This is a genomic window from Alteromonas sp. 14N.309.X.WAT.G.H12 (genome assembly GCF_036697315.1).
In the GTDB taxonomy this organism is placed as follows: Bacteria; Pseudomonadota; Gammaproteobacteria; order Enterobacterales; family Alteromonadaceae; genus Alteromonas.
Genome location: NZ_JBAHZB010000002.1, coordinates 79713 through 93775, shown reverse-complemented (window position 1 = coordinate 93775; position 14063 = coordinate 79713). Strand labels below are relative to the sequence as shown.

General features: G+C 48.2%; 11 protein-coding genes. 4 read left to right on the top strand and 7 right to left on the bottom strand.

What is annotated here, in order from left to right; all coding sequences use genetic code 11:
• Nucleotides 1–9: 9 nt before the first annotated feature.
• Nucleotides 10–2451 (bottom strand): TonB-dependent receptor plug domain-containing protein, encoded by a 2442-nt coding sequence (locus tag V5298_RS01860; RefSeq protein ID WP_332929764.1) that lies wholly within the window; start codon nucleotides 2449–2451, stop codon nucleotides 10–12.
• 270 nt (nucleotides 2452–2721) lie between these two features.
• Between V5298_RS01860 and V5298_RS01855 the strand changes: the two genes are divergently transcribed.
• The 3 genes from V5298_RS01855 to V5298_RS01845 are packed head-to-tail and all read left to right on the top strand — an operon-like array spanning nucleotide 2722 to nucleotide 5892.
• Nucleotides 2722–2922 carry a DUF1656 domain-containing protein gene (locus V5298_RS01855; protein WP_332929763.1) on the top strand — a complete coding sequence of 67 codons (201 nt, stop codon included), beginning with the start codon at nucleotides 2722–2724 and terminating at the stop codon, nucleotides 2920–2922.
• Nucleotides 2923–2924: 2 nt separating this feature from the next.
• Complete coding sequence (locus V5298_RS01850; protein WP_332929762.1) at nucleotides 2925–3791, top strand: HlyD family secretion protein; 867 nt, start codon at nucleotides 2925–2927, stop codon at nucleotides 3789–3791.
• A gap of 31 nt (nucleotides 3792–3822) precedes the next feature.
• Complete coding sequence (locus tag V5298_RS01845; RefSeq protein ID WP_332929761.1) at nucleotides 3823–5892, top strand: FUSC family protein; 2070 nt, start codon at nucleotides 3823–3825, stop codon at nucleotides 5890–5892.
• Nucleotides 5893–5907: 15 nt separating this feature from the next.
• On the opposite strand, the gene V5298_RS01840 is transcribed toward V5298_RS01845, so the two are convergent.
• The 6 genes from V5298_RS01840 to V5298_RS01815 all read right to left on the bottom strand — a co-directional run bounded on the left by V5298_RS01840 (nucleotide 5908) and on the right by V5298_RS01815 (nucleotide 12616).
• Nucleotides 5908–7233: a sugar MFS transporter gene (locus V5298_RS01840; RefSeq protein ID WP_332929760.1), complete on the bottom strand. Its 1326-nt coding sequence runs from the start codon at nucleotides 7231–7233 to the stop codon at nucleotides 5908–5910.
• A gap of 45 nt (nucleotides 7234–7278) precedes the next feature.
• Nucleotides 7279–8403: an N-acetylglucosamine-6-phosphate deacetylase gene (gene nagA / locus V5298_RS01835; protein ID WP_332929759.1), complete on the bottom strand. Its 1125-nt coding sequence runs from the start codon at nucleotides 8401–8403 to the stop codon at nucleotides 7279–7281.
• A gap of 2 nt (nucleotides 8404–8405) precedes the next feature.
• Entirely contained in the window at nucleotides 8406–9407 is a 1002-nt protein-coding gene (gene nagB-II / locus V5298_RS01830; protein WP_332929758.1) for a glucosamine-6-phosphate deaminase NagB-II, read from the bottom strand.
• A gap of 2 nt (nucleotides 9408–9409) precedes the next feature.
• Nucleotides 9410–10291, bottom strand: a complete 882-nt coding sequence (locus V5298_RS01825) for a BadF/BadG/BcrA/BcrD ATPase family protein (RefSeq protein WP_332929757.1) — start codon at nucleotides 10289–10291, stop codon at nucleotides 9410–9412.
• Nucleotides 10292–10459: 168 nt separating this feature from the next.
• Complete coding sequence (locus V5298_RS01820; RefSeq protein WP_332929756.1) at nucleotides 10460–11911, bottom strand: M20 family peptidase; 1452 nt, start codon at nucleotides 11909–11911, stop codon at nucleotides 10460–10462.
• Between the two features lie 33 nt (nucleotides 11912–11944).
• Nucleotides 11945–12616, bottom strand: coding sequence for an NUDIX hydrolase (locus V5298_RS01815; RefSeq protein ID WP_332929755.1), 672 nt, complete (start codon nucleotides 12614–12616; stop codon nucleotides 11945–11947).
• 104 nt (nucleotides 12617–12720) lie between these two features.
• On the opposite strand from V5298_RS01815, the gene V5298_RS01810 reads away from it, so the two are divergent.
• Nucleotides 12721–14063, top strand: a 1343-nt coding sequence (locus V5298_RS01810) for a YcjX family protein (RefSeq protein ID WP_332929754.1), incomplete at its 3' end; no start/stop codon positions are given.

Sequence of the window (14063 nt, the reverse complement as noted above, 5' to 3'; positions counted from 1 at the left end):
ATTGAATACTCAGATATTGATACCGAATTCCAGCCAGAACTGTCGACCAATACCAAATAGCTGTACACCTTCTTCTGCTCGGATCACGTTGGATTTATTGGTTAGGTTAACCACATCCACTTTTACGTAAGGTTCGGCATTAAACATTGGCAAGGTATAGTGAACAGAGACATCCCAAGAAAAGGTAGAACCTTGCTCAACCACCTCATACATATCTAACCCGGTGGTGTCATCCTCGCCTGTTTTTGATACCGCTTCGTAACCTGAGGTGAAGGTAAACCGATTACTCAGCGTAAGCCGGTCTTCTAGGGCCGTGGTAAAGACATCCACATTGGCTCTGATGGGTACCGAATAGTCTGCCGCTTGTAATTCATAGCGGGAAATTTCCTCACCTTCAAAGATCACGTTTTCTTTGGCATCTTCGGTACCAGAATAGCCACTGAAGTATTGTTGATCGGATTCTTTTTGTGTCCATGACAACATGGTGTTAACGCGCCACGATGCCGCTAGCCATTGATAAGCGGGCGTACGCCAATAGACATCAACTTGCTGGGTAGTACTTTGGCCCCGATTAACATACTGATATAAACCCGTATCGCTATCATAGTTGGTGCGAATTTCATCTTTCCCTTCTCGTCGCACAAACTGAATGCCGGCTTGGCTGTGCCACAATGCTGTGGACAATTCGAGGCTAAGTTCATCATTAAAGGGGGTATCAAGATCGCTTTCTAACCATTCATCATTGCCAGAAAAGGTTTCGAAGGGCGAGGTGGGATCATATTGGGTTTCTCGCCGTACCGTGGTGACATATTGCTTTTGAAGATCGGCGAGTTTGTAAGACAAAAAGGATTTGCCGTAATAGCGATTGGCGCCAATTTCAAAACGGGTGCTGTCGTCGGCACCAAAGTAACGGCCAAATGAAACCCGGGGCGCAATATTGTTATTGGCGAGAAAGTCGTCGCGGGTGGCGCGTAAGCCCCCATGATAAAACCAGTGGTTTACCATGCCATCTAATTGTAGGTACGCTGCCAGATTCATCGATAAAAAGGCGATATCGCCGGCGCCGTAGGTAACTTCTTCATACAGGTAGTGTTCGTCGTAGGGGACGGCACCATTTAAGCCGTTTAAGTCTGATAAATTTTCTGGGTAAAACTGCGATTCTACATAGTCTTGTGCCCGGTGCTGTTGTAAATCGACCCGCTTGATTTCTGCCCCCCAACGCAAATTCGTCACCTCATTGACGGTGGTTATCATATCGGCAGAAGCGGTGATCACCGTTTGTTGTGTTTCTAGCGAACCATAACTGCCAACGTATTGGTTATCGGTATAAAAGTTACGCCCGTTGTAGGCAGATAGCGTTTGTGAGTCGCTGTCTCGGGCATTATCGCTAAAGTTGATAGCTAACGTTGTATCAACACGGGTGGCGCCATAGTCATTGCCAAAGTTTACACTTAGGTTAGTGCCCTTAATGTTGCTGGTATAATCAGAATTTAAAAAGTTAATTAAAAATGAGTCTTTTGAATAGTCGCTGTGGGCCAAGGTAACGTATAAATCATAAGGCACGTCAAGAAGGTCTGCACGCACAGTGGCGAATCGTGAATGGCTTTCGAGTTCGTCTTCGGTTTCACGTAAAAATACATTCCCTGTTTCTAAGAAGTAATCGAAATCGTACAGTACAGCCAATGTCGAGGTACGTTTTTGAACCGTTGATGAGCGTTTGTCGCTGTAACCGGCAAAAATACCAATGTTACCCACCCGGGTGCGACCAGAAATCAGGGTTTCGGTTTTATCGAAGGAAGGCTGAAACTCACCGGGTATACCCGTGACACGTTGCGCGGCACCGTCTTCAAAGTCACTTAGCTGCGTTGGATCGATATGAAATGATGACCAACTGTCCTTGGTGATCCTATGACTTACCGAAAATTCGGATTCGCCTTCAAATTTACGGGTTTTGGCTTTGACTACACCACCTGTAAAACCCCCTTCGCTAGCCGCTGCATTGCTATCGATCACTTCAATTTCAGATAAAAATGATGGCTCTATAAAAACCGATTGGGAGTGACCGGCCACTGATGTTCTGCTGGGATAGTCGCCACCAGAAAGTTTGTTTGCGGGGTCAAGAAAGCTATCGATGCCTGCGTTATCCAGCTGAATATTATTTTGATAAAAGGCTGCCCCACGAATAGAAAATTCGGCAGGTTCCAGATCGGATTGCTGTAAGCTGTTGCTGGCAGTGTCACTAACCCGTACCGAAGGAATAATAGACAATGATTCACTTAAATCTGAACGTCTTGATTGACGCATATCTTCATTTTTAAGGGTTTTGTTTGGGATGACCTCTGCGGATTTTACGGCAGTGACATCTAGTTCTGGCAAGGGGATGTCTTGTGCCAACGTGGCGCCTGAATGAAGAATCGCAAACAGAGACAAAAAGCATTGAGTGTGTTTCATTGTTGATACTAATTTAAATGATAATTGTTTTTATTAGTGTCTCACGGAGGTGTATTTAATTTCAACATATTTTGGATTGGCCGAATAATTTATTATTGATATTCCCATGTTCCCTATTTTCGAGCAGGCTACCAGAGCGGGCAAAATGGGGTTATTTGTTGTGGTTTCATAAGCTAAGAAACACATCATGGGAATAAAAGGACGAAAACCTGATCCTTTCTGTATTAGAATTGCAAAACAAAAGAGTCGAGTTAAAACGACGGAGGCGTAGTGCTAAGTGAACTTTCGTTAGGCGGCATGCTGTTCAGCCCAATGGTAGTGATGATACCACTGGCGTTTGCGTTGTCGTTGATCACCCGTTATGTGCTGTATGCTACGGGTATCTATCAGAAATTATGGAAACCGCCTTGGGTGGAAGTGGCACTTTTTGTGTGCTATTTGGCCGCTGCAGTGCGGATACTTGCGGGGTAAGCATGGGAAAATACCTTCGAATTGGACTCACTTTTTTAGTGATTATTGTTGCGGTGATTTCCGGGCGCTGGGTGTGGGAATATTATCTGTATTCACCCTGGACCCGTGATGGCAAAGTGCAGGCAGATATTATTACCGTGGCGCCGGATGTGTCTGGTTGGGTGACGTCGCTGGCGGTAAAAGACAAACAAGGGGTGAAAAAAGGCGAGACGATTTTTCAAATCGATACCCGGCGCTATCAGGCGGTGGTGGATGAAATGCAGGCGGCGGTGAATAACAAGCAGCTGGCGTTAGATTTAGCCAACCACGAACTTGCCAGGCGGGTAGGGCTCCAAGCCAAAAACAGTATTAGTGCCGAAGAGCTGGAAAGCAGCCGCATTAGCGCCAGCATGGCTAAAGCCGCCTTGCAATTGGCCCAAGCTCGGTTAGCCAGTGCACAAATAGACTTACAACGGGCAACGGTGAAAGCCCCCATCGACGGCGTGGTTGTGAATTTAAAACTGCGGCAAGGTAACTATGTGCAGCAAGGTACGCCAGTCATGTCCATTGTGGCAAAAGACTCCCTGTACGTTACCGGCTATTTTGAAGAGACCAAACTGCCACTTATCTATGAAGGGCAAAAGGCAACCATCACGCTTATGAGCGGCGGCGAACCTATCAAGGGCACGGTGATGAGTATTAGTAATGCCATTGCGGATAGCAACACCGCCACCAATAGTCAGTTGTTACCCCAGGTACAGCAAACTTTTAACTGGGTGCGATTGGCCCAGCGGGTGCCGGTGGATATACGCATTGATTCGGTGCCTGACAACATTCGGCTGGTGGCGGGTATGACGGCATCTATCAGGTTAGACACCCACAGTGAGTAGTACCGCCAAACGTTTAGTTGGGGCATATCTTATGCCCAACCGAACGTCGCTGATCTTTGCCTTCAAAGGGGTGATTTCCATGGCCATGGCATTGTATGTGGCTATGTGGATGGATCTCGATCGGCCATACTGGGCGTTGGTGTCGGCGGTATTTCTTCAGGTGCGTCCCGAAACCGGTATGGTGCTGGAAAAAACCGTATGTCAGGTATTAGGCACGCTGCTGGGCGGCACCTTTGCACTCATCATCCTGAATTTCTTTTTGGCCTATTCAAGTATTGTATTGTTTTGCTTGGCTATGTGGCTGTGCTTGAATGCCAGCTTATCGTCATTGGTTCGGCGCATTAATTTCATCTATTTTTTTGCCACGGCCAGTGTCACGCCCTGTATCATCATTTTGCTGACAATGGCGACGCCGGAAACCGTCAGTAGCCAAAGCATTTTTAATATTGCTCAAGAACGGGTAAGTGAAATTATTGTGGGGTCGGTATGTGCCATGTTGGTGTCGTTAATACTTTGGCCCCAGCGGGTGGAAAAAGTGCTTCAGCAGCACGCTCAGCATGCCATCAATGAAGCCATGGCGTATTTGGCAGTGGAGCTGGCCATCGATGGCTCTCACGAGCAGCGACATGCCCATATCGACAGTACACTGGAATCCTTAACCGCATTGAATGACGATTCCAGCGCGGTGGTATTTGAAGGCCCTAATGGACAGCGTCAGGCGCGGGCTGCCACGGTGATCTGCAATAAGATCTTGTCCTTGGTGGCTGTCGTGCAGATATTTGGGCGCTTACAGCGAGATAACCCTTCGTTATTCTCCGACAATATGAAAACCCTGCTGCAGAATTTACGTGAAGATGTGGGGCTTATTGGTAGTTCGGATGATTTTGATGAATGCTATACCTTGGCCCAGCAACAACGTCGAAAGTGGCGCAAGCTGTTTGACTCGGATGAATTAACGCCACTGGAATACCGGTTATGCCGTAACGCAGAAGAAATGGTGGCCGATTTGGTGATTATTTTGCGGGCCTATCGGGCCTATCGGGCCATGAGTGGCGGCGAAGCCTCCAGTCTTAAAGCCTCCTCGCTTATTCCTTATCGCGATCCGCTGGTGGCGCTGACAACCGGTTTTCGTACCTTTTTGGTGTTTTCCATTGGTGCCGGTTTGTGGATTGGCACTGGCTCACCGGCGGCCATCATGTTGATGATCTTGCCGGTTATTTTTTCCATCATGTTTGCTCGCTTGCCCTCTACAGTGGTTAAAAAATCCTTACGAGGCGTGCTGATTGGCGCAACAATGGCCATCCCGGTGGCGATTTTTTACGCCTTGAATCTCATTGCTCAAAGCAGCGGCGACTACCCACTTTTGGTGATGATTTTAGGCGTGCCCTTGTTTCTTGGCTTAATGCTGCTGTCTCACCGTGCTTTACTGCCCTACGGACTGGGGTTTTGTATTCCCTTTGTGATTTTAGTGCAGCCGAGTAATAACATGACTAGTTCCCTTTCGGTGGACTATACCGCCAGTAATGCACTGGCAATAATGACCGGGCTAATTGTGCTTTATTGGGTGTTTAAATTATTTTCCGGGCCCGGTATGGCGTTAATGCAGCAACGATTATTTATGGTTACCCGCAACGATCTGATGAAAGTGGGCACAGCCCATCACGATCTCGATTGGTTTAATGCCCGAATGTGTGATCGCCTGTTACGTTTGTCCAGCTATGAAAAGGGAATGGCTGCTCAAGGCCGAATTGTCACCGATTTGGCATTAACCGGTTTGAACCTGGGGCATCTGATTATGCGCATAAAAAAATGGGTCGATGGGATCAGCTCGGAATCCTTGACTCAACTGCTACAAGCCTGGCAATGGGCATTGGCCGAGTCTTATGTTTTGGCGGCGCATGGGGAAACACCGGCGTTAATGAACCCGGTATACCGGCAAATTATTGCGGCGTTAGAGCAACAACAGGCCCCGGCTGAAAACATCGCCATGATAGAAGGGGCCTTTGAGCGGATTAATCTGACTTTTGAGCGCACCGCGAAAATGGTAAGAACCGCCGATACCCGTCAAAAATCACCGACGGCGTCGTTGACGGAGCATTAACGGTTTGATTGCTAGTTACTTCCAGCTTGTAATGCGACAGCCTTTTATGGCGTAAAAAAGAATAAAGCCATAACAAGGAATGGTCATCCAGTAGGCATCCAGTACGCCCACATGATCAGAAATCAGTCCAAATACCATGGGCAATATGGCACCGCCCGCAATGGCCATAATAAGCAGTGCCGAGCCGCGGGCAGTAAATTTTCCCAAGCCTTCTAATGCCAACGGCCATATTGCCGGCCATACAATAGCATTGGCCAAACCGAGCAGGGCTATACAGGTAATGGGGTTAGGCAAGGTAGCAATGCCAGTCCAGTCCCATAACACGGTCGAAAGCATATTGCTATCTGGGTCGGTAAAGGGAATACAAAACGTAAGCACAATGGCTAAACAGGCCGATACCATCAGTAATTGATGTTGGGTGAGTATACGGGGGATTAGCAGCAACCCTAATACATAACCTATAACCATAAAGAACATGGTGTAGGAGGTTAAGCCAAGTGCGCCGGGAACCCCAAGTGTAGACCCCGCCAAGCCAATGGTATCACCGGCAATGACTTCTACGCCCACATAGAAAAACAGAGCAATAACACCTAACACCAATTGAGGAAACTGTAAGACAGAGCCACTGGGTTGCTCGGCATCTTTTTGTGCGCTTGTTTCGTTTTCTAAGTTCAGTTCAGGCAACTTGGAAGCCCGTAAGGCCAGCGCCAGCACAATTAAGGCAATCGCCATGGCGATATATGGCAGCACAAGGCTGTCGGCCAGTGACTGAATTTGTATTTGCCGTTCGGCGTCGGGCAAGGCGGCAACACTTTGGGCGGTAACGCCTGAAAATTCTCCTAGCACCAGTGCGGTAAATACCACAGGTGCTAACCAGCCTGCGCCTTTATTCAGCAAACCCATAATGGAAATACGCACTGCCGCACTTTCTGGCGGCCCAATTTTCACCAGATAGGGGTTGGAGGCAGTTTGTAGAATGGTAAGGCCCGAGCCCACCACAAACTGGGCTGTAATAAAGAGTAAGAAGGTTTGTGCTTCGGCGGCAGGAACAAACAACAAGCAGCCTCCGGCAATCAGTGCCAGCCCCAGGGACATGGCATTGCGATAACCAATTTTATTCAGCACAAAGGACATGGGCAGCGCCATGACAACATAGGCAATATAGAAACTAAAGGCGATAAGCAACGCCTCGGAACTGGATAACTGACAAACAATCTGCAAAAACGGAATAAGGGCACCGTTTAACCAGGTAATAAAGCCAAACACAAAAAACAAGGTGCCAATGATCACCATGGGCATGAGTGGAGAGGTGGCCGGTTGCTGTTGCGGATTTGTTGTCATTATTTTTTCCTTTTTGTTTACCGAGACGTACCTGCGTATTCCTCGCTACGACATCAATTGGCCATTACGCCATGTGCCTGTAATTGATAGTTTGTCATCTAAGGTTAACCAGTTTGCCTGAGCGCCTTCCTTAAGTGTACCTATGGTATCGCTTAATCCCAAAAAGTGAGCCGGCGTGGCAGTGGCCATTTTTAATGTGCTATCAAGGGGAAAGCCCAAATCAAAATGGGTATTTTGAATGGCTTCTTCCTGCGTAAGGACCGAACCGGCCAATGTACCATCTTCCAGCTTTAACGCTGGGCCTTGGCGTAGTACTTTAACACCCTGATAGTAAAAATGATCTTTATCGCTAGCCGCAGGTGCCATGGCATCGGTGATAAGCATCAGTTTTTCATCGCCTTTAAGCCGAATGGCCAGGGTTGCGCTTACCGGATGCAAGTGTTGATGATCCACAATCAGCCCGCAATAAATATCGTCGCGGTATAATGCCGAGCCCACGGTGCCAGGCTCTCGGCCGGTCAAAGGTGACATGGCATTGTACAGATGCGTCGCGGCAGTGGCACCGGCATCAAACGCGGCAAAGCACACGTCAGCGGTGGCATTGGTATGACCTAACGAGACAATCACACCGGCATCGGTTAAGCGACGTATATCCGCCGCAGAGACGGTTTCTGGCGCCACTGTTACCATTACAGTGCCTAAATCTTTGCGGGTAAACAGGGCAAATTCTTGGTCACTTAAGGGGCGAATATATTGCTTACTGTGCATGCCTTTTTTGGCGTTGCTTAAATGGGGCCCTTCAAAGTGAACGCCGGGAATCGCAATGGGATCCCATTGTCTGGCGCTAGCGATGGCATTCGCCCCTTGTTTCATTACTGACACATCATCGGTAATGAGCGTGGGCATTAAACTGCCGGTACCCGTTGACAGAAATGCATTTGCCATTTGCTTTAAAGTGTCGACGGTGGGGGCGTCATTAAACTGTACGCCGCCACATCCGTTCACCTGAATATCCACCATTGCGGGCATTACCAGCCCATCCAGTACAATGGCGTCTTCGGCAGAAGCATGGGAGATCAACCGGGTAATACGGCCATTTTCCACCTCAAAACGCATATTATTCAGTAGTGAATAGCCATCGAATAATTGTGAAGCAAAATAGCGGGTCATGATTACACTGTCTCTGTTACTTTTTTAAGGCCTACGGGGCTGTCTGGATCCATATTCAGGGTACGGGCAGCCAGTTCTATATCAACATAAAAGCGCTGCATAATAAGAAGCGGCGCCACCAGTGGGTGGGTTGTACTGTCGGTTTGCAGCATAGGGCAAACCGCTGCACCACGGCTTTTCACTTCTTCAATTTGTGCACGATGATATTGTGCCGAGGCATCTTCGATATGTACATCAAGAATCGCTACGCCGCGGTTTAACAGCGATATGGGGCCATGTAAGAATTCAGCACTGCTGAAGGCTTCGGCCTGAATACCGCACACTTCTTTTAATTTCAGGGCGATTTCCCGGGAGATGGCATAACCAAATGCCCGACCCAGCACAACGCAACGTTCCATGGGACGAAGGGTGTCGGCAAGTAGCACAGGCTGACGGGAAAGCACTTCTTCCATTTGCTGCGGAAGGGACGCCAGTGCCGCAATTAGTGAAGTATTATCGGTACAAACAGCCACGATATTTAACAGGGCATATAAGCTTGCCAGATAGCTTTTCGTTGCAGCGACGGCCACTTCCGGGCCAGCACACAAGGGGATGAAAAAGTCAGCAACGTCTTTAAGGGGCGAACTTTCGTCGTTCACCAGGGCAACGCACAATGCGCCTTGCTCTTTTGCCATGCGCGCCTGCGCCAGAATATCCGGGCTACGACCCGATTGGGAAATAATAAACACTAACGCTTTACTTAAACGCAGGGTTTTACCGTAAACACTGTTTACCGAAGGCGCTGCGGCGGCCACAGGTAACCCCATTTGGGTTTCGATGAGGTATTTACCAAATACGCCGGCGTGATCAGACGTACCACGGCCAATCATGTAAACAAATTCAGGATCTTGGCGTTTAATGGCATCGGCAAGGGCAACAATTTGTTGTTTATTTTGCGTTTGTTGACGACGGAAAACATCGGGTGTTTCGGTAGCCTCGGCGGCCATTTTTGTCATTTGTGCCATTTTCAGGCCTCCTTAAATGCTTGTCGCGCCAGCACTACTGCACCCATTTCCGGGGGATTGAGCGCTGGGCTTAAAAGTTGTTGAACGTGAGGCGTAAACCAGCCTGTCCAGTGGCTGGATAAACCGCCAATAACAGAGATGCGTTTTGCGCCAAGATCGCTTAGTCGTAAAATCACCGCTTCTAAATAGGTTTTTCCGTCTTCCATAATGGTGGTGGCAATGGGGTCGTGTTTGTAGACATGATTCACCACTACCGGCGCTAATCGCGCGTAGTCGCGGCTAGTAAAGCCTAAGGCTTCGCCTACAATTTTGCGGGTATTGTCGGTGCCCAGTGCCCGGCACATGGCACTGACCATGGGCGTAGAAGGGCGCAGTTTATCTAGCGCTTCTAAGGTGTAACTAAGGCCGCACCAGCCTAACCAAGCGCCGCTGCCTTTGTCCCCTAAGGGAAAGCCATGACCACCGATCGCCGTATGCACATTGTTCACGCTGGCAAAGGACGAACTGCCTGTGCCTGTGATCACAATGGCTCCCTCAGGACTGCCGTGTGCGCCTACGCAGGCGACGTGTAAATCGGTGGTCACTTTGACCTGACGAAAGGGCAGGGGCCAGTTTTCAGCAATGGTGCGGTAAGCTGGCACATTTACCCCAGCCAACCCCAAACACACTGACAGTTTCTCCTCGGTGAGGCCGGGTATATTGGCCGCTTGAACGGCTTGATGTGCAGCTTCAACAATGGATTGAAAGGCTAGGTCGGCATTTTGTACGGGGTTGGCTGGCCCAGCTAACCCTTCTGCCAGTAACTCACCATTGGCGTTTTCCAATCGTGCTTTACATTTTGTACCGCCGCCATCAATGCCGAGAAAATACCGTTGCTGTGCCACTAACTCAATCCTTAATTAAACTGTCTACAGGTGTCTTTTTTACCGATTACACCATCACCTTTAGCTTAACAGTAGTGATTTATGGCAACGTTGTCAATTTAATTTGTAACGCCTTGCTACAATCCTTTCACATTAAGCCTTTTGGCGCTGTATTCCTTTAGAATAGGGCTATTGACGTTGCATCACCGCCGAATAAAAGCGTACTGCATTTATCATATTGTCTATGCTCACTTTTTCGTTGGTGCCATGAATCGAGTCTACATCCGACAAGGTAATAACCATGGGGGTAAAACGATAAGCATTGGTGATTTGTGAGTAAAAACGGCTATCGGTGGCGGCAATAGTGATCCCCGGCGTAATGATGGTATCAGAGTAAATGGCACCGGCGGCTTCAGATAAATCTGCAAACCCTTTTGTGTCTGAGGGCGCAACGTTGGCTGCCTCAAAGGCCTCTAAAGGCTCAATTTTTATTCTGTCGTCATCAATGGCATTTTTTACCCAGGCTATAACATCATCAATGGTGTCTCTGGGGTGCAAGCGAAAATTCACCGTCGCCGTGGCTGTTGCCGGAAGCACATTGGCTTTTACGCTGCCCGATAACATGGTGGGCGCAGTGGTGGTTCTTAACATGGCATTGCCGCTAGGGCTGCTGGCCAAAAAGTTGTTAAGCAAAGGCTTAAATAACCACATATTGGCAAACAAAAAGCGTTTAGGAAAATCCATATGACGGGCAATATTGCTGTACATTTGCTTGCTTACGCCTTCCAGTGAGCCGGGTAGCGGGGCGTTGTGTAGCTTCACCAAGGCATTGGCAAGCAGGGTTACTGCGGTATCTTCTGGTGGCATCGAGCTATGACCGCCGGCAGCGCTAGCGGTAAGCTTAAGGTTAAGAAAGCCTTTTTCGGTAACGTTAATGCTGGCAATGTCTTTGTCTACGCCAGGGGCAATGCCCCTTAGCACAAAGGAACCTTCATCCAGTGACCACGCCAAGTTAATGCCGTTTTCTTTAAAATAGGTCATCACCGCCTGAGAGCCTAATTCACTGCCTAATTCTTCATCGTGGGTAAAGGCGATATAAATGTCGTTGGTGGGGGTGAAGTTTTGCGCTAGCAGGGCGTTAACCGATGCCATTAAGGCCACTACGGTGCCTTTGTCGTCTAAGGCACCACGGCCCCAAATCATGCCATCGGCAATGGTGCCGGCAAACGGCGGGTGCTGCCAGTTTTGCTCTGTGCCTGGATTCACTGGTACCACATCGTAATGGGCAGAAAACAAAACCGGCGCGGTGCTGGCGGTGCCTTGCCAGTGTAGCAACAAGGTGTGCTGGTTAAAGCGTTGTACCGAAAGGGTGGTAAAAACCTTTGGGTAAGTGTGTTCAAGCCAGGCAGTAAAATCGTTAAAGGCTTCGTTATCGTCAGCGTTACCGTTTTCTTGGGACAAGGTTTGAAACTGAATGGCTTCGGATAATTGTTGCGCCAGCTCATCTGCGTCGGGCGCCACGGCGATGGCATAGCTAGGCGCCGACGGTTTTGAGGGGGCAGAAAAGCGAACGGCGTTAAAGACCAATACGCCCAGTAATAACACCAGCACCCCTGCTAAAGACATAAAAAAACGTTTCATGCTGTCATCCTTTTCTTAAAAAATACGGTGTTGTTATTGTTCTATTACTTTTCTTACTGCCTGGCGCATCGATTCAAATGCAATATCGTTAAAGTTAATTTGTTCGGGTTTCAGCCATGTGACACCGGCTATTTCCGCCTCTTGTAATGAAAATAGCGGCTTTGCGTTCAAATAGGCAACAAAAAAAGCATCGCAGGTGTGGTAACGCACATTGGCGTAGTCGTACACATTGGGTGACGACATCAGGTATTGCCATTGGGTTACCTTAATACCCAGTTCTTCTTCGGTTTCTCTTTGCATGGCTTGTTCTAAGGATTCGGTACAATCGACGAATCCGCCGGGTAAGCCCAGCTTGCCTTTGCCTGGGTTTTTAGCTCGCACGGTAAACAGTAACTGGCCATCGTGGATAAGGATCCCTGCGGCTGCGGTTGCGGCGTTTATGAAGAAGGTGAAATCACAGTGCTCACAATGATAGCGATTATTATCTAAGGTGAAGGCATCGCTTTTACATGACGGACAAAAAGAAAACGGGTCGGTTTGCATAAATACGAAATAATAAAAAAGAGATATACCTAGCATGCCAGAGGATGAGGGGTGGCGGCAAATTCTGTTTAGCTGGATGAATATATTGTTTGGGGCGAGGGGGACGCCATGGCTTGCGTTAGATGCGCCTTGGGTAAAGGGGCGTAAGATCTTTGTTTCCAAATGTGACTACCGGTTCCTTTTTTTGTTAATGTCCCCATAATAAGTACAGGTAAATATATCCAAGGTCGGAGATATTCTATTTTTCGTCAATGCGTTAGAACACAATGAAAGGTTTTTTTAAACAGGCGCTTTCGCCGCTGGAGCAATTGCTTGATGGCGTGAAAGACGCTGGGGATTGGTTTTCTCGAGAAACACATCGCTTTACTATTACCGGCTTAAGCCGTAGTGGTAAATCCATGTTGTTTACCAGCTTGATGACCATTTTAAAATACCGCAGTGAAGAACAATATCAGTGTTTGCCGTTGCTAAAGCGTTTGCCGGTAGAGCTGGTGGATGCCATGTGGCTGGAGCCCCTTGACGACTTCCCCATGTTTCCCATTGAAGAACATATGGCCTCACTGGATAAGGGAGAATGGCCCGCACCCACAGAAGATGTGTATGGGTTTAAGATGGTGGTGCGTTTACGTCAAACCAGCCAGTTAAAAAAGTATTTATTCCCCCATACCCAGATTGTATTTGAGTTTATCGACTACCCCGGTGAGTGGATCACCGATTTACCCATGTTGGGTAAAACCTATGCCCAATGGTCTGATTCCTCGCTAGCGCAACAGCTTACCGAACCTCAGCGATTTTACGCCCAGCAATGGCACAGCACGTTAGAGAAGTTCGATTTTGATGTACCACCCGAGGGCGAAGCGGCCCATGAATTAGTCACTTCATATCGTGAGTACTTACTTAAAGCAAAGGCTGCGGGTATAGCCATGTTGCAGCCGGGAAGCTTTTTGCTGGATGGGTCGGGTTTTGATTGGCGCGCACAAGGTTTTACGCCTTTACCCAGCAAAATAAGCAGTGACATCGATCATCCATGGACAAAATATTTTAGCCAGCAATTTACCCATTTTCAGAGCAGTTGGCTGCAACCGCTACGAGAAAGTACCTTCCGAGAATCGGACAAGCAAATTATTCTCATCGACTTATTTGAAGGGTTAAATCATAGCCGTCAGCACTTAGGGCAACTAAAAGAAACCTTAAGTCATCTTGCGGATGTGTTTGTGTATGGCGAGTCGAGCTGGTTTGCCAAAACCGTGTTACGGAAAAAAGAGATTGGCAAGGTAGCATTTGTGGCCACTAAATCGGATTTAATCCCCGAAGGGTATAAGCCTCAGCTTCTTTCACTTCTAAAAGATGTAAGTGCCGGGGCAACAGCCAAGCTAAGCCGGGATAACGTGGCGTACGAGCACTTTTTGGTATCGGCCATTAAAACCACCGATGAAGGTAGGCACGACACTGCATTGCGCTACACCAATAAAAATAAGGTATATACAGAAGCGAATTTTGAACCTGTACCAGACTCTATTCGTGGGATGTCGGAAGATGAACACTATCCGACGTTACAGGTAACGGTGCCTAACGATTATCTACCCCGTATTTTAAAAGGGCGTGGGTT

Excerpts from the sequence above, each read along its gene's own strand:
- V5298_RS01860 (WP_332929764.1), bottom strand. The coding sequence starts at position 2,451 with ATGAAACACACTCAATGCTTTTTGTCTCTGTTTGCGATTCTTCATTCA.
- V5298_RS01850 (WP_332929762.1), top strand. The coding sequence starts at position 2,925 with ATGGGAAAATACCTTCGAATTGGACTCACTTTTTTAGTGATTATTGTT.
- V5298_RS01845 (WP_332929761.1), top strand. The coding sequence starts at position 3,823 with ATGCCCAACCGAACGTCGCTGATCTTTGCCTTCAAAGGGGTGATTTCC.
- V5298_RS01840 (WP_332929760.1), bottom strand. The coding sequence starts at position 7,233 with ATGACAACAAATCCGCAACAGCAACCGGCCACCTCTCCACTCATGCCC.
- nagA (WP_332929759.1), bottom strand. The coding sequence starts at position 8,403 with ATGACCCGCTATTTTGCTTCACAATTATTCGATGGCTATTCACTACTG.
- nagB-II (WP_332929758.1), bottom strand. The coding sequence starts at position 9,407 with ATGGCACAAATGACAAAAATGGCCGCCGAGGCTACCGAAACACCCGAT.
- V5298_RS01820 (WP_332929756.1), bottom strand. The coding sequence starts at position 11,911 with ATGAAACGTTTTTTTATGTCTTTAGCAGGGGTGCTGGTGTTATTACTG.